The sequence below is a fragment of the Pseudoalteromonas sp. A22 genome (assembly GCF_018141345.1).
Taxonomy (GTDB): domain Bacteria; phylum Pseudomonadota; class Gammaproteobacteria; order Enterobacterales; family Alteromonadaceae; genus Pseudoalteromonas; species Pseudoalteromonas maricaloris.
In genome coordinates, this window is sequence record NZ_CP047238.1 from 589,191 (window position 1) to 611,148 (window position 21,958).

The 21,958-nt window shown below is 46.0% G+C and carries 17 protein-coding genes; 16 read left to right on the forward strand and 1 reads right to left on the reverse strand.

The genetic code is table 11. The annotated features are described in order from the left end of the window. Positions 1–152: 152 nt before the first annotated feature. Positions 153–1,817 carry an alkaline phosphatase gene (locus tag GSF04_RS07455; RefSeq protein WP_211859162.1) on the forward strand — a complete coding sequence of 555 codons (1,665 nt, stop codon included), beginning with the start codon at positions 153–155 and terminating at the stop codon, positions 1,815–1,817. A 29-nt stretch (positions 1,818–1,846) separates the two neighbouring features. On the opposite strand, the gene GSF04_RS07460 is transcribed toward GSF04_RS07455, so the two are convergent. Then, positions 1,847–4,840: an EAL domain-containing protein gene (locus tag GSF04_RS07460; RefSeq protein ID WP_211859163.1), complete on the reverse strand. Its 2,994-nt coding sequence runs from the start codon at positions 4,838–4,840 to the stop codon at positions 1,847–1,849. 429 nt (positions 4,841–5,269) lie between these two features. On the opposite strand from GSF04_RS07460, the gene mraZ reads away from it, so the two are divergent. Genes mraZ through ftsZ form a run of 15 tightly spaced genes read left to right on the forward strand, consistent with a single transcriptional unit; the run spans position 5,270 to position 21,922 of the window. Next, on the forward strand, positions 5,270–5,728 hold the full coding sequence (mraZ, locus tag GSF04_RS07465) for a division/cell wall cluster transcriptional repressor MraZ (protein WP_010368661.1): 459 nt from the start codon (positions 5,270–5,272) through the stop codon (positions 5,726–5,728). Positions 5,729–5,742: 14 nt separating this feature from the next. Then, a complete protein-coding gene (gene rsmH, locus GSF04_RS07470; protein ID WP_039494187.1) occupies positions 5,743–6,675 on the forward strand; it encodes a 16S rRNA (cytosine(1402)-N(4))-methyltransferase RsmH in 933 nt (310 codons plus the stop codon). Beyond that, positions 6,675–6,998 (forward strand): cell division protein FtsL, encoded by a 324-nt coding sequence (ftsL, locus tag GSF04_RS07475; protein ID WP_010368658.1) that lies wholly within the window; start codon positions 6,675–6,677, stop codon positions 6,996–6,998. The genes rsmH and ftsL overlap by 1 nt, the downstream gene beginning before the upstream one ends. Then, a complete protein-coding gene (locus GSF04_RS07480; protein ID WP_017217169.1) occupies positions 6,995–8,809 on the forward strand; it encodes a peptidoglycan glycosyltransferase FtsI in 1,815 nt (604 codons plus the stop codon). The genes ftsL and GSF04_RS07480 overlap by 4 nt, the downstream gene beginning before the upstream one ends. Beyond that, positions 8,802–10,265 (forward strand): UDP-N-acetylmuramoyl-L-alanyl-D-glutamate--2,6-diaminopimelate ligase, encoded by a 1,464-nt coding sequence (murE, locus tag GSF04_RS07485; RefSeq protein ID WP_211859164.1) that lies wholly within the window; start codon positions 8,802–8,804, stop codon positions 10,263–10,265. Before GSF04_RS07480 ends, murE begins: the two co-directional genes overlap by 8 nt. After that, on the forward strand, positions 10,262–11,656 hold the full coding sequence (gene murF / locus GSF04_RS07490) for a UDP-N-acetylmuramoyl-tripeptide--D-alanyl-D-alanine ligase (protein WP_130126932.1): 1,395 nt from the start codon (positions 10,262–10,264) through the stop codon (positions 11,654–11,656). Before murE ends, murF begins: the two co-directional genes overlap by 4 nt. Next, positions 11,650–12,732, forward strand: a complete 1,083-nt coding sequence (gene mraY, locus GSF04_RS07495; protein WP_010368649.1) for a phospho-N-acetylmuramoyl-pentapeptide-transferase — start codon at positions 11,650–11,652, stop codon at positions 12,730–12,732. Before murF ends, mraY begins: the two co-directional genes overlap by 7 nt. Then, a complete protein-coding gene (murD, locus tag GSF04_RS07500) occupies positions 12,732–14,054 on the forward strand; it encodes a UDP-N-acetylmuramoyl-L-alanine--D-glutamate ligase (RefSeq protein ID WP_211859165.1) in 1,323 nt (440 codons plus the stop codon). The genes mraY and murD overlap by 1 nt, the downstream gene beginning before the upstream one ends. Further along, positions 14,051–15,226 (forward strand): cell division protein FtsW, encoded by a 1,176-nt coding sequence (gene ftsW, locus GSF04_RS07505; protein WP_010368646.1) that lies wholly within the window; start codon positions 14,051–14,053, stop codon positions 15,224–15,226. Before murD ends, ftsW begins: the two co-directional genes overlap by 4 nt. Beyond that, positions 15,223–16,290, forward strand: coding sequence for an undecaprenyldiphospho-muramoylpentapeptide beta-N-acetylglucosaminyltransferase (gene murG, locus GSF04_RS07510; protein WP_039494195.1), 1,068 nt, complete (start codon positions 15,223–15,225; stop codon positions 16,288–16,290). Before ftsW ends, murG begins: the two co-directional genes overlap by 4 nt. A gap of 8 nt (positions 16,291–16,298) precedes the next feature. After that, positions 16,299–17,732, forward strand: a complete 1,434-nt coding sequence (gene murC, locus GSF04_RS07515; protein WP_045962936.1) for a UDP-N-acetylmuramate--L-alanine ligase — start codon at positions 16,299–16,301, stop codon at positions 17,730–17,732. Then, positions 17,729–18,640 carry a D-alanine--D-alanine ligase gene (locus tag GSF04_RS07520; protein WP_211859166.1) on the forward strand — a complete coding sequence of 304 codons (912 nt, stop codon included), beginning with the start codon at positions 17,729–17,731 and terminating at the stop codon, positions 18,638–18,640. The genes murC and GSF04_RS07520 overlap by 4 nt, the downstream gene beginning before the upstream one ends. 1 nt (position 18,641) lies before the next feature. Beyond that, complete coding sequence (locus GSF04_RS07525) at positions 18,642–19,427, forward strand: cell division protein FtsQ/DivIB (protein WP_045987930.1); 786 nt, start codon at positions 18,642–18,644, stop codon at positions 19,425–19,427. After that, entirely contained in the window at positions 19,424–20,656 is a 1,233-nt protein-coding gene (gene ftsA / locus GSF04_RS07530) for a cell division protein FtsA (RefSeq protein WP_010605798.1), read from the forward strand. The genes GSF04_RS07525 and ftsA overlap by 4 nt, the downstream gene beginning before the upstream one ends. 21 nt (positions 20,657–20,677) lie before the next feature. Further along, complete coding sequence (gene ftsZ / locus GSF04_RS07535) at positions 20,678–21,922, forward strand: cell division protein FtsZ (RefSeq protein ID WP_045987929.1); 1,245 nt, start codon at positions 20,678–20,680, stop codon at positions 21,920–21,922. Positions 21,923–21,958: the final 36 nt, after the last annotated feature.

Genomic DNA, 21,958 nt, shown 5'->3' on the forward strand with positions numbered 1-21,958 from the left:
AGCGTGTGATTTCGTATCTGAATTGTACTGTTATATTGTAACTTATTGTGAAATAAAATATTTTTTGTCACTTTGCTGAAATAAAAAAGTCATGTAACGCGCCTAGACTGTGCCCGCCTTACAGACAAATATTACGTTTCAGGAACAGTACAATGAATAAAAAGTTACTTACAGTTGCTATCTCTGCAATTCTACTCACCGCGTGTGATGACGATACAAAAACCGTTGAGGTGATCAAAGAAGTCGAAGTCATCAAAGAAGTACCAGTGCAAGAAGTGACACAAGTAAAAAATGTGATCCTTATGATCGGTGACGGTATGGGACCACAGCAAGTTGGCTTACTTGAAGAGTATGCTCAGCGCGCGCCAAACTCAACTTATAAAAACAAAGGCAATCAAACTGCGCTGTCTAAACTTGCTGCGGGTGGTCATTTAGGCCTTTCCATGAACGCACCACATGGCGCAACTGGCAGCCTAGTGACTGACTCTGCTTGTTCGGCAACTCAATTAGCAACCGGCCTTGCTGCAGGCTCAGAAATGATAGGCCTTGATGCCGATGGCAATAAAGTAGCGACTATCTTAGAAAAAGCCAAAGCCGCGGGTAAAGCGACGGGTCTTGTTTCAGATACGCGTATTACGCACGCCACGCCAGCAGCATTTGCTGCCCATATGCCGCATCGTTCATACGAAGCTGAAATCGCTGAGCAATTAGTTCGCTCTGGCAGCGTTGATGTGATGTTATCTGGTGGTGCTCGCGTATTTGTACCAAAGAGCACGCCTGATAACGCTGAAGTACAAGCACAACTTGACGCGCTTGGCATGCCTAGTAGCGTATATAAAAAATCAAAACGTGGAGATGAAACTAACCTAGTTGTTGAAGCAAAAGAGCAACATGGTTATGGCCTTGCTTTTGATAAAGCACAATTAAGCAGTTTTGAAGGCGAGAAAGTACTAGGTCTATTCGCAAACTCCGGTATGAGTGACGCAATTGCTTACAAAGCTTGTCAACAAAGCAACAGCTGTACTCAGCCTTCATTAAAAGAAATGACGGTGAAAGCGCTTGATATCTTGTCTAAAGATGAAGATGGCTTTTTCTTGATGATTGAAGGTGGTCAAATTGACTGGGCGGGTCACGCAAACGATGCAGGTTGGATGTTAAATGAGCTGCTTAAATTTGATGAAGCTGTTGAAGCTGTTCATGAATGGGTAAAAGACCGTAACGATACACTAGTCGTTGTGACTGCAGACCATGAAACGGGTAGTTTTGGCTTTAGTTATTCAAAGCATGAGCGTCCTGAAGCACAAACGCTATCTGGCGATGGTATGTATGTCAATGGTGTTGCTAAAGAATATCATCCTAAGTTTAACTTTGGCCCACTTGCGCAACTAGACAAGCTCTACGCGCAAACAGGCACCTTCTTCGATATTCTTGCTGAAGCTGCGCCTGATGAAGCCTATGAAAATGTATCGGGCCCAACTTGGAAAGCGACCATTGAAGATATGACGGCTTACACGGTGACGCTAGATAATGCAGAGAAGGTTGGTCAAAGTGTTTATGACGACAAAGGTGCAACGATGATCCCTGCGTTTGAGGACTTCGGTGACTTCTATGTATACGCTAAAGAAGATTACACTGGAAAAATCGCTCGCGCGATTGCCTCAGAGCAAAGCGTAGTGTGGGGTACTGGTACGCATACGGCTGCGCCAGTACCGGTTTATACTTTCGGTCCTGCAGGCGTAACTAAGCAGTTCTCAACCATGCAGCACCATGTGGACGTTGCAAACAAAATGATGACTGCGCTTGGTTTAACTGAATAAACCAAGCACCTAGATTTAAGTAACTTCAGTTAAGCCACAGCAATGTGGCTTTTTTCTGTCATTAAGGTTAGAAACTCGCGTTGTGGTAGCGGCTTTGAATAGTAATAACCCTGACCAAAATCACATCCAGCCTGTTTTAATAGCTGATGCTGAGTCGCAGTCTCAACGCCTTCAGCGATGACTTTTAAACCAAGGCGGTGGGCCATCAAAATAATGGTTTCACACAGGGTTAAATCGTCTGCATTGGTTGCGATGCCATCGACGAAGCGCTTATCAATTTTCACAAAGTGACAATCTAATTGTTTTAGATACGCAAGTGACGAGTAACCCGTGCCAAAGTCATCCAACGCAAATTGAAAACCTTGCTGCTTTAAGCGTTCAACACGTTGCTTTGTGCGGCTATCATTGTGCATCATCATTCCCTCAGTGACCTCTAAAACCAAGTGCTCAGGGGGGATCGCAAGCGTCGTGAGTTTGTCACTCCAGCTTGCCAAGGTGCAATTTTTAGCGGCAAATTGGACCGGTGAAACATTGATGCTAATTTGTGTTGTATGGCCTAAGTGCTGTAGTTGCGTCAACGTGTCAACAGACTGCGCAAAGGCTAAATCTCCAATATGATGAATGAGCTGGGTTTCTTCGGCTAACGGAATAAACTCAGCTGGACTCACCATGCCTTGCTCAGGGTGTCGCCAGCGGATCAAGGCCTCGGCTTTGGCGACGCGATTATCGTCAAGTGATACGATAGGCTGGTAGTGCATTTCAAATTGATTGTTATGCAGTGCAGTACGAATACCTTTGAGCATTTGCATTCTAGATTCCGCGACTTTGCGTAAGGTGTCATCAAAAATCACGTAGCCATTACGACCTTGTTGCTTTGCTCGATACATTGCTTGATCGGCGGCCTTTAATAGGGCTTCTGCGCCATTACCATCTGTTGGTGCGGTGGCAATCCCCATACTTGCCGTGATATGGCACTGCTCATCTTTGATCTCAAACGGTTGTTTAAGTGCTGATTGGATCTGGGAGGCCAATGCTTTGCATGTTGTTTTGTGTTCGTCATCTTCCAACACAAAGACAAACTCATCACCTCCAATGCGAGATAAAAACGCGTGCGGAGCCATACTCTTCAAACGTTGCGCGACTAACTTTAAGAGTAAGTCACCGTAATAATGGCCTAAAGTGTCGTTAATATCTTTGAAATTGTCGAGATCGAGTAACAATACGGCGGTTTGCTGTTGTCCGCTGGCAACCTGCTTTTTTAAGTGCTTTTTAAGTCCCACGCGGTTATGAAGATCGGTTAATTCATCAAAATGTGCTTGTTTCCAGATCAGCGCATCTTTACGCTTAACTTCGGTAATATCGGTGAAGATCGCGACACGGCGATAGATCTCACGGTTGCTATCATAAACGCTATCAATAGTTAGCCATTCGGTGTAAAGCTCGCCATTTTTCTTACGGTTGACAATCTCACCTTGCCAACGGCCGTGTTCGTTAAGCTGCTGCCACATTAATTCGTAAAAGCTATGGTCGTGTTGACCCGATCCCAACATGGCAGTGGACTTACCCAGCACCTCTGAGCGTGAGTAACCAGTTACACGCGTAAAGGCGAGGTTGACGTCCAAGATAAAGCCATTAGCATCCGTGATGATCATGCACTCGCTACTATTGTTGTACACCAATGCTGCAAGGTTTAGTGCCTCTTCTTGATGCTTACGTTGACTAATATCACGGAAAATCAGCAACGCCTGAGGATGGGATTCAATGGCGCACAGGCGACATTCAACTACTTGATTGCTGGTTGGAGAAAACTCGAGTTGCACATAGGTTTTATCGTTTAGCAGTGCAAGTTCTGCTCGGATCCGCTTATAAATATGTTCTGGTAGCAACTCTCTCAGCGTTTGTGCCTTATCGGTATAATCACCATAGCGAGATAAGATCTGAGCCTGTTGATCTAAGCGCACATAGCTATCGGGGAGTGCATTAATCAAGGCTTTTACAACTGCAAGTCTATGATTTGCGTTGTCTTCAGCGGCTAGGCGTGTTTGTGCCATATGAGCAAAACGCTCGGCGATATGCTCAAATTCACTGGGTACTTTGGTTGCATCAAAACGGGGATCTTGCTTGCCAGATTCAAGCTTTGCAATAGCATGCTTGAGTGCACTAAGCGGTTTTAAAAGCTGTTGTTTTAATTGCCAATGGGTTTGCCAAAACAAAATGCATACAAGCACAAAGAAGATCCCTAAAAGGAGCGCAAAACGCTTGTCTATGCTGCTCAACTGGGACTCAAAATCGAAACTAAAGTAGATTTGTAACGCTCGGTTGCTGTTATTGAGTGATTGCTTTACATACACCAAGCGATTGCCTTCTGGGGTGTTTAGTAGCGTCGCCTGCGTGCTTAAATTGCTTGGCCAAGAACTGCTAACAGCACGACCAAGCTCTGTATTTGCTGCTGGATATTGCGCAATGATTTGCGCTTTAGCGTCGGCAATCATTACCCGAGTACCAACAGGAAGAGGCAGTTTTGCAAGGGTCTGGCTCCAATGCGTTAAGCCTTTCACCGCAACAAGCATAAATAAAAATTGTTGCTGATCATCGTAAATTGGTAGCGCGAAGTTGACTGTTGCACGTTGCATGCTGCGGTCAATTTGATACTCACCAATACTAAACTGGGCAGTGCGCATTGCGGTTTTAAAGTAACCACGATCGGCGATATTGATCTCGCGTTGATCTGCTTGATGCGTAGTACAAAGTACGTTCCCTTGTGCGTCAACTATGCCAAGGTTAGCTAGATTGGGGCTGAGCAGCATCGCGTGATAAAGCAGCGGCGGGCATTTACCGTGCTCTACCGTAAGGTGATCAATACGGGTCGACAGTTGCTGTAACACTTGTTCTGTATCTGCGAGTTCTACCTGCTGGATCGCCGCAACTTGTTTGGCGTAATGCAGCGCCTGTTGTGACTGTTGTGTTAATGCCTGCTGACGTTGCTCACATAATAGAAATAAAATAATGATCAGACATGGCAAGCACAGTAGAACGAGTAAGCGATAAAATCGAAACTGTATTGAAGATTTCAGAATAATCCCACCTATGGAGCTGATCAGAGAGCGCGAATGATACCGAATCGAGTAGGGACAACCAAGCTAATTTGCATAAATAATTCAGCTGCAAAAGCATCCTTAAGCAAGGGTTAACAAATGGAATTTTTAATTTCTAATTTGAAAGTATGACGTGATTATCCGGCCAAAAAATATGGCATTTTTTCATCTCTCCACTTTTTTCCACAAAATTCATGATCTTCCACAAATCCCGCGATTTTTCTGGCTTTCAAAGGCGTTAAAGGTACCGACTGAGCTTGACAAAAGTGCTTGTCAAGCCCTAGACTGTTCTTCTGTGGTAAAAAGTGGGTTTTAGTGGATCAAACTGGATCAACCAACTTAGAAATAGGATCACGCATGTTTCGAGGTGCAAGTTCGCTAGCTTTGGATGACAAAGGGCGTTTTGCGGTACCGACTAAGTACCGTCAACCGCTGCTGTCCGAAGATCAGGGAACTGTTATTTGTACTATTGCGATCAACGAACCGTGCTTGTGGCTCTACCCACTCTCCGAATGGCTAGAAATTGAGACCAAACTAAGTCGCATCTCTAATACCAATCCCAGAGTGAGACGCTGGCAGCGGATGTTGCTAGGTCATGCTACAGAATACCAACTAGACAAAAATGGCCGAATTTTATTGGCGCCTTCATTGCGGTCCCATGCGCAATTAGGCAAAAAGATCATGCTAGTTGGGTTACTCAATAAATTTGAAATTTGGGACGAAGAACGCTGGTATCAGCAAATGCAGGCAGATACCGAAATTGAACACTCAGGAAACTTTGAGGAAAGCCCTGAATTGGAAAACTTTTCCTTGTAGGGGTAAACAAATTAATGAGCGAAGAGTTTAAGCATATTTCGGTATTAATGACCGAAACCCTAGATGCCCTAGCAATTAACCCTGAAGGTATATATATCGACGGGACGTTTGGTCGTGGTGGGCACTCAGGTGAAATCCTCAAAAGATTGTCGACTGGGCGTTTACAAGCCATAGATCAAGACCCTCAAGCGATTAAGGCGGCTGAAAAGTTTGCTGATGATACACGTTTCTCTATAGCGCGAAGCCGCTTCTCGCAAATTAAATCTGTCGCGGAACAAGCCGGTATCTTAGGTCAGGTTGATGGCATTTTGTTGGACATTGGTGTGTCTTCACCTCAGCTTGATGATGCAGACCGTGGCTTTAGCTTTATGAAAGACGGGCCACTAGATATGCGTATGGATCCTGATTCAGGTCGCAGCGCTGCACAGTGGCTAGCTGAAGCAGAGCTTGAAGAAATGGTATTCGTGATCAAAAAGTATGGCGAAGAAAAGTTTGCCACTCGTATTGCTCGTAAAGTCATTGAAGTGCGTGAGCACACCGCGATTACAACCACCGCGCAATTAGCGCAATTAATTGATGAAGCAGTGCCTGTCAAAGACAAACACAAGCATCCCGCAACTCGTACTTTCCAGGCTATTCGTATTTACATTAACAGTGAGTTAGAAGAAATTCAGACAGCATTGCAAGCGTCACTTGAGGTGTTAAAACCAGGTGGTCGGTTAGTGGTGATCTCGTTTCATTCTCTAGAAGATCGCATTGTAAAGCAGTTTATCAAGAAGCAGAGTAAGGGAGAGGCGATACCCAGAGGTCTGCCTTTAACGGATGAACAACTTAAACAAAATCTCACCTTAAAGGCAGTGGGTAAAGCCATTAAGCCTAGCGATGCAGAGATTGCACAAAATCCACGCTCGCGAAGCTCAGTATTAAGAGTGGCGGAGAAGCTCTAATGAATGCAAGTAAGCAACGTCAACCGAATCTATTTGTAGAAATAGGCTATTACATCATTGCAAACAAGTTGACGGCATTCTTGCTACTTACGATTTTGATTTCTGCACTCGCTGTAGTGCAAATTACCCATTTAACTCGCCAGCAATTGATACAGCAGGATGAGCTATTGCAACAGCGCGATGAGTTAGACCTACAGTGGCGCTACCTCGTTGTAGAAGAAGAGTTTTACTCCCAGCATGCAAGGATTGAAGAGATAGCGAAGATGCAGTTAGAGATGAAACGCCCAACCAGTAAAGATGAACAGGTGATTGTGCTGCCATGAATAAACAAAAGCAAAAAACTCAATCTATTATCACCTGGCGCTTTGCTCTAGTTTGCGGCGTAATGCTCACCGTTTTTATGACGCTTGTTGCACGCGCTGCATTTTTGCAAGTAATTGAGCCTGATAAGGCCATTGAAGAAAACGATAAGCGCACCGTACGGGTTGAGAAACTCAATGTTCAACGAGGCATGATCTTCGACCGCAATGGCAAAGAGCTGGCTGTGAGTGTGCCGGTTGTGAGTGTTTATGCAGATCCTCTTGCCATTGATAAGGCACTTGCCAAAAAAGTGTTACGTAAAGCCCGTAAAGAAGGTGAAGATTATAAAGCGTTAGAGCAAAACGATGCTGAGCTGAAAATACGGAAACAAGCTTGGTACGATGATGAGCTCAGGTGGAAAGAGCTTGCAGATGTGCTCAGACTTAAACCAGAAAATGTCGATGAACGGCTTAGGGGAGACCCAAGCCGTCGTTTTGTCTATTTGAAGCGTCAAGTGACGGCGGTTGTTGCCAACTATATTCGTCAAATGCGCCTGCCGGGCGTGCACTTGCTTGACGAGTCCAAACGGTTTTACCCAAGCGGCGAAGTAACGGCGCACATGATTGGTGTAACCGATATTGATGGCAAAGGTATCGAAGGCGTCGAGCGTATGTTCGACTCTGCATTAACCGGTACGGCTGGTAAACGCACCATTCGTAAAGATGCGCAGGGTCGTGAAGTACAAGTACTTTCAGAAGAACAGCGTGTTGAGCCTGAAGACGTTTACTTGAGTATCGATTTACGGATCCAGGCTATTGCCTATCGCGCGTTAAAGTCGGCGGTACTGAGCTATAAAGCTACCTCTGGTTCGGCGATAGTTGTTGATGTACACACTGGCGAAATTTTAGCTTTGGTGAATAGCCCAAGCTTTAATCCTAACGACCTAAGTACCGCAGCGCCTTATAAACGACGTAATCGTGCCATGACTGACTTGTTTGAACCCGGTTCGACATTAAAGCCTTTAGCGGTATTGGCTGGTTTAAATTATGGTGCAGTTAAGGCAACAGACACGATAGATACTTATCCGGGTTGGATGAACTTAAGCGGCGGCTTAGTGAAAGACACTCGTAATAATGGTGAGCTGAGCTTAAGAGAAATTCTTAAAATCTCCAGTAACATGGGGGTTGCGAAGATCTCACAAATGCTGCCAAAAGAGTATTTTATCAATTTATACCAAGAAGTGGGTTTTGGTGAGCCAACGGGCTCAAACATGATTGGTGAAAGCGCTGGCTTATTTTATCCAAACCGCCGTTGGTCTAACTTTGAAATTGCAACACTCTCTTATGGTTACGCAGTATCTGTAAGCACTGCACAAATGGCGAGACTTTACGCCATGTTTGGAGCCGGCGGTATCTTGCGACCACTCACTATTGTGAAGCAAGATGAAATTCCTGAAGGTAAGCGTATTTTTAGCGAGCAAGATACACATGCCGTGGTAGAGATGATGGAGTCAGTATTTGAACGTGGCGGCACAGCCCATAACGTAAAGGTTGATGGATACCGTGCTGCTGGTAAAACAGGTACTTCAGAAAAAGCGGTTGCGGGTGGCTATGGTGATGAGTACGTTGGTTACTTTGCGGGCGTTGCACCGGTAAGTGACCCAAGGCTTGCGGTTGTGGTGATGGTCAATGAACCAGCGGGAGATGTTTACTATGGCGGTCAAACCGCAGGGCCTGCATTTGCTGAAATTATGTCTAATGCACTGAGAATTTTAAACGTAGCGCCTGATAAAGAGCGCGTAGCTTATATTTCGGGAGCAGATAACGATGCGTGATCTGGCTCAGGTACTCAGTGATTTTGGTGTCAATATTGCCTCAGTTGAGGTTGAACATCTACGTATAGACAGTCGAGCGATTGAGCCGGGTGATTGTTTTGTTGCATTGCAAGGTCATGACCAAGACGGTGCTAAATATGCCGCCAGTGCCGTTGCGCAAGGCGCTAAATGTGTGCTTGCAGAAACGGGAAGCGAGGTTAATGTTGCACCAGAGCAAGCGATTTTTATCGATAATCTTGCCGATAAGTTGGCAGCAATTGCAGCGCAGTTTTATGCATACCCGAGTAAAAAGCTCAAACTCACAGGCGTTACTGGCACCAATGGTAAATCTACCACGACAGCAATGATTGCCAATTTAGCTAGCCTAACCGGTAGTGAAGGGGCTGTGATAGGTACGCTTGGTTATGGTCAACCAGACTGTCTTATTCCGTTGGCAAACACCACGCCGTCAAACGTAGATTTACAACGTATTTTGGCGTTTTTACAGCAACAATATGATCAAGTCGCGATGGAGGTATCTTCCCATGGCTTGGTGCAAGGTCGAGTTGACGAATGCGACTTTGATGTGGCTGTTTTCACCAACTTGACGCGCGATCACCTAGATTATCACGGTGATATGCAAAGCTATGCAGAAGCCAAAAAACTGCTATTTACTCGCTGTGCGCCAAATCACAAAGTCATCAATATTGACGACGAAGTAGGTGCAAGTTGGGCCGCTGAGTTCGGCGACGACACTGTGGTTGTTTACGGTCGCTGGACTGAAAAAAATAGCTACCAACAATATGTATTCTTTGATGCCGTGTCGGCACACCCAAATGGTTTAACGGCGACGTTAAAAACCAGCTGGGGTGAATGTGAAGTCAGTGTGCCACTGTATGGTGAGTTTAATCTTTATAATTTAGCTGCTGCGATTGCGACTTTACTATTACAAGGCGCAAGTCTTGAAGCATTAAGCGAAGCTTGCAGCCAGCTCTCGCCAGTTGCAGGCCGCATGCAGCCATTTAGTGCCCCTGAAAAACCTACATGTATTGTTGATTATGCCCATACCCCAGACGCTTTGGCACTTGCACTACAAGCCTTGCGAGCACATGTACCGGGTAATCTTATCTGTGTGTTTGGTTGCGGTGGTGATAGAGATAAAGGTAAGCGTCCTGAAATGGCGCGAGCGGCAGAGAAATATGCAGATAAACTGGTGATCACCAGCGATAATCCACGAAGTGAAGATCCCAATTTAATCATTGATGACGTTAAGGCAGGACTCATCCACCCTGAGTATGCTGTCTGCCAGCCTGATAGAGGGCTAGCCATTCAACACGCGATAGACCTAGCTGATGAAAATAGTGTGGTGCTGATAGCGGGGAAAGGGCACGAGGATTATCAAATTATAGGTACTGAGCGCATTGATTTTTGTGATAGGCAATGCGTTGCAGCGATTTTACGAGGGGAAAAGGCATGATCAAGATGGATTTTTCTTGGCTTGCAGCAGTCTTAAAAACCCCTTACGACGGGGAGAATTTGGCAGTCGCCAATATTAATACTGATACCAGAACAATACAGTCTGGAGAGGTATTTTTAGCACTTAAAGGGCCTAACTTTGACGGCCACCGCTTCTTGGATGTGGCCAAAGCGCAGGGTGCTATTGCAGCTATTGTTTCTGAGCACGATGAAGATATCGATTTACCACAGTTTGTTGTTGCAGATACGCGCATTGCTTTAGGCCAAATTGGCCGAGCAGTAATTGAAACCGTTGCCCCTAAAACCATTGCAATTACCGGCAGTGTCGGTAAAACCACAGTGAAAGAAATGTGTGCGGCGATTTTGGCGCAAAAAGGTAAAGTCCTTGCGACGAAAGGTAATTTTAATAACGACATCGGGGTACCGTTGACGCTATTGCGCTTAAGTGAAGATGATGAATATGCGGTGATAGAACTCGGCGCTAACCACTTGGGTGAAATTGCTTATACCACTGCATTGGTAAGTCCAGACGTGGCGACAGTATGTAACGTCGCACCAGCCCACATCGAAGGGTTTGGTTCAATTGATGGGGTAGGAAAAGCGAAAGGTGAGATTTTCTCAGGCCTAAAAGCTGACGGTGTCGCAGTCATCAATGCTGATAGCGATTATGCTCAGATGTGGCAGGAAAGCTTAGCTGTTTCTAAAGTGAAACGTTATAGCCTAAATGCTCAGCTTGATATTTGGGTGGAAGCAATTGAGCTGGATGAGCTAGCTCGCCCGACCTTCACGCTATGCCAAGGTGAACAGCGTACCACCATTAGTTTACCGCTTAGTGGCCAGCACAACGTTGGCAATGCGTTGATTGCGGCAGCATTGGCAACTGAACTGGGCGCAAGCTTAAGTGAGGTGGCAACGGGTCTTGAACAAATGGCTGAAGTAAAGGGCCGTGTCAACATGATCCAAGTCTCGGACACGCTGCGTGTCGTCGATGACACCTACAATGCAAACGTGAAATCTGTCAACGCGGCGATTGATTTACTGGCGTCTATGTCTGGCTATAAAGTATTGGCGTTGGGCGATATGGCAGAACTGGGTGAAGATGCCCGCGAATATCACCGTGAAGTCGGCGAGTATGCTAAGCAGCAAGGCATTGATGAATTGTTTTCATTGGGGGTGCTGAGTAGTAGCGCAAGCAATGTATTTGAAAAGCCAAATCGTCATTTCTCGACTCGCGAGAATTTAATGAAGGCGTTACGGGTTGTATTGGCTGAGCAATCAGGACAATGCACCGTTATCGTTAAAGGATCACGTAGTGCGCGGATGGAACTGCTCGTTGAAGAATTAGTAAACGCTGGCCAGTCGGATAGCGAGACAGGAGAAGTATCATGTTAGTTTGGCTAGCCGAGTATCTTACCCAATATTATTCTGGGTTTAACGTATTTTCTTACCTTACGCTGAGGGCGATTTTAGGCATTTTAACGGCCTTAATGATTTCGTTGTATTTTGGCCCTAAACTTATTGCTGCATTACAACGTATGCAAATTGGTCAGACCGTACGTGATGATGGCCCTGAATCGCACTTGTCCAAGTCGGGTACCCCAACTATGGGTGGGCTGTTAATTCTTGCTGCGATCTTTACCAGTACGCTCCTGTGGGGCGACCTTAGCAACAAATATGTATGGGTGACGTTATTTGTCATTGGCAGCTTAGGTATTGTTGGGTTCGTGGACGATTACCGTAAGGTGATCAGAAAAGACAGTAAAGGCCTAATTGCACGTTGGAAATACTTCTGGCAGTCGGTTATTGCGATATCTACGGCGGCATTTTTGTACTTTACGTCCACCAGCGCTGCGGAAACCACGCTAGTCGTGCCATTTTTGAAAGATGTATTACCACAACTTGGTTTGTTCTATTTAGTCATGAGCTACTTTGTGATTGTGGGTACGTCAAACGCAGTTAACCTGACTGATGGTTTGGATGGTCTTGCCATTGTTCCGACCATTTTGGTTGCCTCAGCACTCGCGATTATTGCATACGTGACTGGTAACGCTAATTTCTCAAGCTACCTTCATATTCCTCATTTGCCACTCACAAGTGAATTGGTTGTGGTATGTACGGCGATTGTCGGCGCAGGCCTTGGTTTCTTATGGTTTAACACTTATCCGGCACAAGTTTTTATGGGCGATGTGGGTTCATTGGCGTTGGGTGGTGCACTCGGGATCATCGCTATTTTAGTACGCCAAGAGCTAGTGCTGATCATTATGGGCGGTGTATTTGTGATGGAGGCATTATCCGTGATTTTACAGGTAGGGTCATACAAACTCAGAGGTCAGCGGATCTTTAGAATGGCCCCCATTCACCATCATTACGAATTAAAAGGATGGCCTGAGCCGCGCGTGATAGTCCGTTTTTGGATTATCTCGATTATCTTGGTTTTGGCCGGTCTTGCGACGTTGAAGATTAGATAATGATGTATATTGAGCAATTACAGAAAAAGCATGTCACGGTACTGGGGCTTGGAGTCACAGGACAGGGGATTGTGCGTTTTCTGCTGTCGCACGGTATTAATCCAAAAGTGGTTGATAGTCGTCCAGTGCCTCCGGGCTCGGATTGGCTAAGTCACAACGCACCTGAATGTGAAGCGGTATTTGGCAATCTTGCTGATGCCGCTTTGGCGCAAACGGATCTGATTATCATCAGCCCGGGGATCCCGCTATTTGAACAGAGCGTTGCCGCAGCCATTGCCGAAGGCGTTGAAGTCATCGGCGATATCGAGCTATTTGCACGTCTCAATACCCGTCCAGTGATTGCCGTCACGGGCTCTAACGGTAAGTCCACCGTCGTTACGCTTGCGACAGAAGTATTGAAAGCCGCTGGCTTAAAAGTCGGACTCGGCGGCAATATTGGCACGTCTGTGTTGTCGTTGTTAGAGCAGCCGTATGATGTTTATGTACTTGAGCTGTCTAGTTTTCAGCTTGAAACCACGCATAGCTTGGCTTGTTTGTCGGCAATGATCCTCAATATTACTGAAGATCACATGGATCGCTATCCTGATTTTCAAGCTTATATTGAAGCGAAGCAGCGTATTTACCAGCATGTTGAGCATATTGTCTTTAATGCTGAAGATCATTATACCTTTGCGCAGCATGGGCAAGGCAGCAGTGTATCCCTCACTGAGGGGGATTATCACTTAATGCCCTTTGACGGTGAGCCGCATTTCGCACACAAACAAACACCACTGCTAGCGGTAAAAACGTTGGCGATGGTGGGGCGACATAATCAATTTAACGCCTTGGCTGTATTGGCGTTATTAGCGCCGATGCAATTGCCTATGCAGGCATTTGCCAGCGCGTTTGCGAGTTTCACAGGGTTACCTCATCGTTGTCAGTTGGTTGCTGATGTTGCAGGGGTTCGTTACTTCAACGATTCAAAGGCAACGAATGTTGGCTCGACGGTCGCCGCTATTGATTCTTTGGCTTCAGGCCGAAAAAATATTATTTTGATCGTGGGTGGTGATGCGAAGGGGGCAGACCTTTCACCACTCAAGACGCCACTCACTACGCATTGCAAAGCGCTATTTTGTTTCGGACAAGACGGCGCACAGTTTATGCCACTGCTGCGCAATAGCCATCAGGTTAACAATTTGGAAGAAGCCGTGTTGGCGGCAAAAACGATAGCGACCAATGGTGATATTGTGCTATTAGCACCAGCCTGTGCCAGCATAGATATGTATCCAAACTATATGGCGCGTGGGGATGAGTTCGTCCGTTTAGTGGGGGAACATGCTTGATTAACGTCGCTGATATCAAAGAGGCGCTAACGCCTCGCCAGTCCGAAAGCTTATTTGACGTACCTTTGATGTACTGCATGCTCATGCTTATTGGAGTGGGATTTGTGATGGTAACAAGTGCTTCTATGCCGGTTGCCGAGCGACTATTTGATAATCCTTTTCACTTTACTATTCGCCACGTTATCTTTTTAGTGGGCTCGTTTATTCTCTTTTGGTTTGCGACGAGTGTGCCAATGACTTGGTGGAAGCGCAGTAATCCATATTTGCTGCTTTTTGGTTTGGTACTGTTAGTGGCGGTACTCATTATTGGTCGCGAAGTAAATGGTGCAAGACGCTGGATCCCGCTAGGTCCTTTTGGTTTGCAGGTGGCGGAGGCATCTAAGCTATTTTTCTTCAGTTATATTGCCGGCTACTTGGTACGTAAACGCGATGAAGTACAAGAAAACATCAAAGGCTTCGCCAAGCCAATGATTGTGTTTGCGGTGTATGCGTTCTTAATTTTGATGCAACCAGATTTAGGTACTGTGGTGGTCATGTTTGTGACGACCGTTGGCCTGTTGTTTTTAGCCGGTGCAAGGCTTTGGCAGTTTTTTACCTTAATGCTTACCGGTGTCTCTTTGGTGGTACTGCTTATTATCATTGAGCCATATCGTATGAAGCGTGTCGTGGGCTTTTTAAATCCTTGGGAAGATCCATTTGGTGCCGGTTATCAATTGGTACAATCCCTAATGGCATACGGCCAAGGTGGCTGGTTTGGTCAAGGTCTGGGTAATAGCATACAAAAGCTACAGTATTTGCCGGAAGCACATAATGACTTTATTTTTGCTGTAATAGCGGAAGAACTGGGCTTTATTGGGGTATTTAGCATTATTATTGTACTCGGCGTATTGGTTACTCGAGCGCTCTTTATCGGGCAAAAGGCCCTTAAAGCAGGCAAAGAATACGAAGGGTATTTTGCCCTGGGCATTGGTATTTGGTTTGCCTTTCAGGCAGTCGTTAATATTGGCGCGAGCGCCGGCATTTTACCCACTAAAGGCTTAACGCTGCCGTTTGTTTCTTATGGTGGGTCGAGTCTTTGGGTGATGACAATTGCGGCAGGCATTCTACAACGTATAGATTTTGAGACAAAAATGTCGACAAGGCAGGCAACATCCCGTGGAGGTAGACGATGACAAAACGTCTTCTAGTGGTCGCGGGCGGTACAGGTGGACATATTTTTCCAGGTATTGCAGTGGCACAATTTTTACAGGCGCAGGCTTGGCAAGTGAGCTGGGTTGGCACTGCGGATAGAATGGAAGCCGATGTGGTGCCGCGTTACGGTTTTGAAATTGATTTTATTGCCATGAAAGGCGTCCGTGGTAACGGGGTCAAACGATTACTAACCGCACCATTTATGGTTTTAAAAGCGGTACTTGCAGCAAAGCGTATTTTACAACAGCGTAAACCTGATGTGGTGTTAGCCATGGGCGGTTATGTAACTGGCCCTGTAGGTGTTGCTGCGAAACTGCTTGGGATTCCTTTGGTGATCCATGAGCAAAATGCGGTTGCGGGTATGAGCAATAAGTTGCTGGCGAAAATTGCAAGTCGCGTATTGGCTGGTTTTCCCGGCGCATTCAGTGAAAAGCTCGCTCAGGTTGTGGGGAATCCGGTACGTGCAAGTGTTGCTGAGATTAGCGATAAACCCGTTTCAGTGCCGTTAAATCTATTAATTGTCGGTGGTTCATTGGGAGCAAAAGCACTGAATGAAACCGTGCCAGAAGGACTCAAGTTACTAAAGCTACAGGTGGCCAGTATCGGATTAAATATTCGCCATCAAAGCGGTAAACATAACCAAGACGATACACAACAACGATATGAAAGTGCAGGCATTAATGCTGAGGTCAGCGAGTTCATTCATGATATGGATGCCGCATACGCTTGGGCTGACTTGGTTATTTGCCGTGCTGGCGCGCTTACCGTGAGTGAGATAGCCGCAGCTGGGAAAACGGCGATTTTTGTGCCTTTCCCACATGCCGTTGACGATCACCAGACGGCTAACGCGCAATTTTTAGTGTCGGCTGGGGCAGCTTTTATATTGCAGCAAACTGCACTGACGCCAGAAACGCTAGCAACTACACTGCAGCCACTTGTTATTGAGCCGCAAAAAATTGCGACCATGGCAGCAAAAGCGAGACAATGCGGTAAGTCGGAGGCAACAGCGAAAGTTGCCCAAATTTGTACAGAATTATCGAACTAGGATATTAAATGGAAGCTTCAAGCAGAAGAGCAATGCGACGTATCAACACCATCCACTTTATCGGGATTGGTGGTGCGGGTATGGGTGGGATTGCAGAAGTGCTGGCCTTTGAAGGTTACCGAATTACAGGCTCAGATATCGCTAAAAGTACGATGACAGAGCGATTAACAAATATGGGCGCCGAGATCTTTATCGGCCACCAAGCTGAAAATGTAAAAATGGCTGATGTGGTTGTGGTATCGAGTGCCATCAACGACCAAAACCCAGAGATCCAAGCGGCGAAGGCAAACCGTACGCCAATCGTTCGTCGCGCCGAAATGCTCGCTGAGTTGATGCGCTTTCGTCACGGGATTGCGGTGGCAGGAACACATGGTAAGACCACAACGACGAGCCTGATTGCGAGTATTTTTGCGCGGGCTGAGCTGGATCCAACCTTTATTATCGGTGGCTTGCTCAATAGTGCTGGCAGTAATGCCAAAGTCGGCAGCAGTGAATATCTTATCGCAGAAGCGGACGAGAGCGATGCATCGTTTTTGCATTTGCAGCCGATGGTGTCGGTGGTAACAAATATCGAAGAAGACCACATGGATACTTACGACGGTGACTTTGAAAAAATGAAAGACACCTACATCGAGTTTATCCATAACTTACCATTTTATGGTCTAGCGGTGGTGTGTATCGATTCGCCAGTCGTGAGAGAATTATTGCCACGCTTTGCAAGGCCGACAATCACGTATGGTGAGGCTAACGATGCGGATTATCAGTTACTGGACTTCAAGCAAACACAAAGTGAATCACACTTTAAAGTCAGAACCAAAGATGGTGAGTTACTTGAAGTGAAGCTAAATATGCCAGGTAAGCACAATGCATTGAACGCGCTGGCATCTATTGCGGTTGCAAAAGATCACAATATTGAAAACGAAGCGATTTATCAGGCGCTAGCCAATTTTGAAGGTGTAGGACGTCGCTTCCAGCATTACGGCTCATTCAATAATGAAGTGGGTGAGGTGATGTTGGTTGATGATTATGGTCACCATCCGTCTGAGGTTGCGATGACGATAAAAGCAGCTAAGTCTGGTTGGCCTGATAAGCGTTTGGTTATGATTTATCAGCCACATCGCTATAGTCGAACACGCGATTTATATGAAGATTTCGTAAAAGTGCTTTGCGATGTTGATAAACTACTGCTGTTAGATGTATATAGTGCCGGTGAAGCGCCCATCGTTGGTGCGGATAGTAAAAGTTTGTGCCGTAGTCTCCGTCAACGTGGCGTTGAGCCGATCCATATCAGTGACCATGGTGAATTGGCGAAAGTGTTGGCAAGCACCATGGCAGATGGTGATTTAGTGTTGACGCAAGGGGCCGGCAATATAGGTCAAATCGTGAAGCAGTTAGCCGCAACCGGGCTATCGATAGCGCAGTTAAAACAGAGTGAATTATGAGTAGTCAGTTTGGAAAAGTAGCCGTATTACTTGGCGGTAGTTCAGCAGAGCGAGAGGTGTCGCTAAAATCCGGTAATGCAGTGTTAAATGCCTTCGTTAATCAAGGTGTAGATGCGATTGCTTTTGATCCAGCAGAACGTAATTTATGGCAACTTAAAGACCTTGGTGTAGATCGCGTATTCATTGCACTGCATGGCCGTGGCGGTGAAGATGGCACTATTCAAGGTGCGCTTGAGTTTATGGGGATACCATATACAGGAAGCGGTGTACTTGGTAGTGCGCTTGCAATGGATAAAGTCCGCTGTAAGCATCTTTTTCAGTCTGCCAAGTTAAGTACGGCACCTTATGCTGTCGTAAGCAAAGAGACGGGTTTTGATGCTAAAGCGCTGATAGCTGAATTTGGCAAAGTCATGGTAAAGCCAAGTCACGAAGGCTCGAGCATAGGTATGGCTCAGGCAGACAGCGAAGAAACCCTGACTGCGGCATTAAATAATGCCTTTACGTTTGACGATCAAGTTCTCGTTGAACAATGGATCACTGGACGCGAGTTTACCGTGTCTATGCTCGCTAAAGAGGCATTGCCTGTTATTGAAATGCGTACGCCTCGTGGTTTTTACGATTATGAAGCCAAATACCAAGTCAACAGTACTGAGTATTATTGTCCGGCGGATATTAGCGCTGCACACACTGAGCAATTACAAGTGATGGCAAAGCACGCTTTTGAATTGGTTGGTGCCACTGGTTGGGGGCGCGTTGACGCCATGCAAGATGAGCAAGGTCATTTCTATCTACTCGAGGTAAATACCGTACCTGGTATGACCGAAAAGTCGTTGGTACCGATGGCAGCAAAAGCAACGGGTGTAAGTTTTGAACAATTAGTTGTTCGCATTTTGGAGCAAACGCTTTAATATGCGAGCATTTTTGGCAGGGTTGAAGCTGATCGGTTCAAGAGTGAACTGGCCCCTTTTTTGGGGACTTGGCTTCTTCTTTGTGGTGATTTTTACATTGGTAAGAGGAACATACTGGGTAAGTGATTGGTTAGTTGCACATCATGATGCGCAAATAAAAACACTCAAAGTGCTCGGTAAACCGCATTATACCAATGAAGATGACATTGTGGCGGCAATTAAAACCGCAGATTTAAATAGTTTTTTTGAGCTTGATGTAAAAGCAGTCCACAAGGCGGTAAAGTCTTTGCCTTGGATTGCGACAGTGTCAGTCAGAAAACAATGGCCGGATACGCTGCAAGTCTATGTAGTGGAACATAAGCCGGTTGCGCATTGGAATAGCGATTCATTACTCAATGATGATGGCGAAGTATTCCAAGCGAGTAGTAACAAACTGCCGCAAGGGCTGCCTGAATTATATGGCCCTGAAGGGAGTGCTGAAGAAGCATGGCAAACATTTAAGCAGTTTAAAGCCTTGTTGGCGGTAAATCAGTTTACGTTGGAAAGTTTAGCGCTTTCAGAACGATTTGCTTGGCAGCTATGGCTGGACAATGGGATCCGCTTAAATTTAGGGCGTGAAGACAAAGCCAAACGAGTACAACGTTTTATTGACGTGTATCCACGTATGGAACGCCCTGAAGGTAAAGTAATCGATGTCATTGATTTACGCTACGACACGGGACTGGCAGTGAGTTGGAAAGAACCTACTGAGCAGCAAGAACAACAAAATAACAAGAGTGAAGCATGACAAAGTCGGCAGAAAGAAACTTAGTGATTGGATTAGATGTTGGCACATCAAAGGTCGTCGCCACAGTTGGGGAGATCACTGTGGACAATCAACTTAGTATTGTCGGTGTCGGACGCCAAGAGTCTCACGGCATGGATAAGGGCGGGGTAAACGATTTAGACCTCGTTTCTGAGTCTATTAAACGCGCTGTAGATGAAGCAGAGCTAATGGCTGATTGCAGAATAAGCTCGGTTTATTTGGGGATCTCAGGCAAACATATTCAGTGTCAAAACGAAAGCGGCGTGGTGGCAATAAACAATGCTGAAGTTACAGACGATGATATTGCCAATGTTATTCACATTGCACGTTCTGTACCTATGTCTGCCGAACGCAAAATGCTGCACTCATTGCCGCAAGAATATAGCATCGACATGCAAGAGGGGATCAAAAACCCTCTGGGTATGAGTGGCGTAAGGATGGAAGCGAAAGCACATATCATTACGTGTTCGAATGACATGGCAAAGAATATTGAAAAGTGTGTTGAACGCTGTGGTTTACAGGTAGACCAATTAACGTTTAACGCCTTGGCGTCATGTTACTCAGTGTTGACTGAAGACGAAAAAGAGCTTGGTGTTGCGGTATTAGATATTGGTGGTGGCACCATGGATATTGCGATTTATGTGAATGGGGCGCTGCGTCATACTGCCGTGATCCCGGTTGCGGGTAATCAGGTCACGGGCGATATAGCAAAAATATTTAGAACACCTATTTCGCATGCAGAGTCTCTGAAAGTACAATATGCCTTCGCGTCGAGCCAAATGGCATCAAGCGAAGAAACCATCGAAGTACCAAGTGTTGGTGGACGTCCTGCTCGGGTAATGTCTCGTCATACTTTGTCTGAAGTGGTAGAGCCAAGATTTAGAGAACTGTTTGAGCTTGCACAAGAAGAATTACGTCGCTCAGGTTTTGAAGATCAAATTGCGGCGGGTCTTGTTATCACTGGCGGTAGTGCCAAGATGCAAGGTGCACAAGAAGTCGCAGAAGATATATTCCAAATGCCAGTAAGAATAGGGAAACCAATTGGCATTAAGGGATTAACAGATTATGTGGATGACCCTGCATATGCAACGGCGGTAGGTTTGTTACAATACGGCCGTTCACTACAATCGATGAATGCACAGAAGTCGAAAGTAGATGCAGAGGGGAGTTGGTGGAACCGTGTTACAAAATGGTTCCAAGGCGAGTTTTAATACTCAAGTCGGAGAGTGAAGATGTTTGATATTATGGAACAGCACAGCGAAGAAGCTGTCATTAAAGTCATCGGTGTCGGTGGCGGCGGCGGTAACGCCGTAGAACACATGGTAAACCAAGAAATTGAAGGTGTACGTTTTATCGTTGCGAATACTGACGCACAAGCGTTACGTCGTTCGTCTGCGGATATTACCGTACAGCTGGGGACTCAGATTACTTCAGGTCTTGGAGCTGGCGCAAACCCAGAAGTGGGCCGCAGCGCAGCAGAAGAAGATCTAGAAACCATCAAGAGCAGCCTTGAAGGCGCAGACATGGTATTTATCGCAGCCGGTATGGGCGGCGGTACAGGTACCGGTGCCGCACCTGTTGTTGCACGCGCAGCAAAAGAACTAGGTATTTTGACTGTGGCTGTAGTAACGCGCCCTTTCGATCTTGAAGGTAAAAAGCGCATGGCTGCGGCTGAGCAAGGTATTGCTGAGTTGTCAGAAATTGTAGATTCACTTATTACAATTCCAAACAACAAATTGCTTAAAGTTCTTGGTAAAGGGACTACACTGCTAGATGCCTTCGCAAAAGCAAATGACGTGCTTTATGGCGCGGTACAAGGTATTGCAGAGTTGATCACACGTTCAGGTCTAATCAACGTTGACTTTGCGGATGTGAGAACTGTAATGTCAGCAATGGGTACTGCAATGATGGGGACGGCTTCGGCGACAGGTCCTGATCGTGCACAAGAAGCAGCGGAAGCCGCGATTTCTAGCCCGCTTTTAGAAGATGTTGACCTAACTGGCGCGAAAGGTATTTTGGTGAATATCACCGCTGGCATGGACATTACTATCGAAGAGTTTGAGGTCGTTGGTAACCATGTTAAAGCGTTAGCGTCAGAAAACGCGACTGTGGTAGTGGGTGCTGTTATTGACCCTGAAATGAGCGAAGAGCTAAGAGTGACAGTGGTTGCTACCGGCTTAGGTGGTGACCGTCGTCCGCAATTTGGTATTGTAGACAATGGCTTTAGACAAGCCTCAGGCTCAGATGCAGTAGGTGGAACACAAACTAGCTCACAAACGAGCATGTATGTGCCAAGCTTTACGCAACCACAAACGTCAGCGGCAGAACCTGAGCAACCAGCTGAAGCGCCTGCACCACAAGTACAAGAGCAGAAGCCACAACAAGCTTCTAGTTCAGCAAGTGCAAAAGGCAGCGACAGTAAAGAAAAAGGTGACTACTTCGATATTCCGGCTTTTTTACGTAAGCAGTCAGACTAAAGTTGGTATAAAAAACAAACAAAGATTGGCAGTTTG

Bases quoted from the DNA above. Each gene is read 5' to 3' on its own strand.
- murE (WP_211859164.1), top strand. From the start codon at position 8,802: ATGCGTGATCTGGCTCAGGTACTCAGTGATTTTGGTGTCAATATTGCC.
- murC (WP_045962936.1), top strand. From the start codon at position 16,299: ATGGAAGCTTCAAGCAGAAGAGCAATGCGACGTATCAACACCATCCAC.
- mraY (WP_010368649.1), top strand. From the start codon at position 11,650: ATGTTAGTTTGGCTAGCCGAGTATCTTACCCAATATTATTCTGGGTTT.
- GSF04_RS07525 (WP_045987930.1), top strand. From the start codon at position 18,642: ATGCGAGCATTTTTGGCAGGGTTGAAGCTGATCGGTTCAAGAGTGAAC.
- rsmH (WP_039494187.1), top strand. From the start codon at position 5,743: ATGAGCGAAGAGTTTAAGCATATTTCGGTATTAATGACCGAAACCCTA.
- murD (WP_211859165.1), top strand. From the start codon at position 12,732: ATGATGTATATTGAGCAATTACAGAAAAAGCATGTCACGGTACTGGGG.
- ftsL (WP_010368658.1), top strand. From the start codon at position 6,675: ATGAATGCAAGTAAGCAACGTCAACCGAATCTATTTGTAGAAATAGGC.
- GSF04_RS07480 (WP_017217169.1), top strand. From the start codon at position 6,995: ATGAATAAACAAAAGCAAAAAACTCAATCTATTATCACCTGGCGCTTT.
- mraZ (WP_010368661.1), top strand. From the start codon at position 5,270: ATGTTTCGAGGTGCAAGTTCGCTAGCTTTGGATGACAAAGGGCGTTTT.
- ftsA (WP_010605798.1), top strand. From the start codon at position 19,424: ATGACAAAGTCGGCAGAAAGAAACTTAGTGATTGGATTAGATGTTGGC.
- ftsZ (WP_045987929.1), top strand. From the start codon at position 20,678: ATGTTTGATATTATGGAACAGCACAGCGAAGAAGCTGTCATTAAAGTC.
- GSF04_RS07520 (WP_211859166.1), top strand. From the start codon at position 17,729: ATGAGTAGTCAGTTTGGAAAAGTAGCCGTATTACTTGGCGGTAGTTCA.
- murG (WP_039494195.1), top strand. From the start codon at position 15,223: ATGACAAAACGTCTTCTAGTGGTCGCGGGCGGTACAGGTGGACATATT.
- murF (WP_130126932.1), top strand. From the start codon at position 10,262: ATGATCAAGATGGATTTTTCTTGGCTTGCAGCAGTCTTAAAAACCCCT.
- GSF04_RS07455 (WP_211859162.1), top strand. From the start codon at position 153: ATGAATAAAAAGTTACTTACAGTTGCTATCTCTGCAATTCTACTCACC.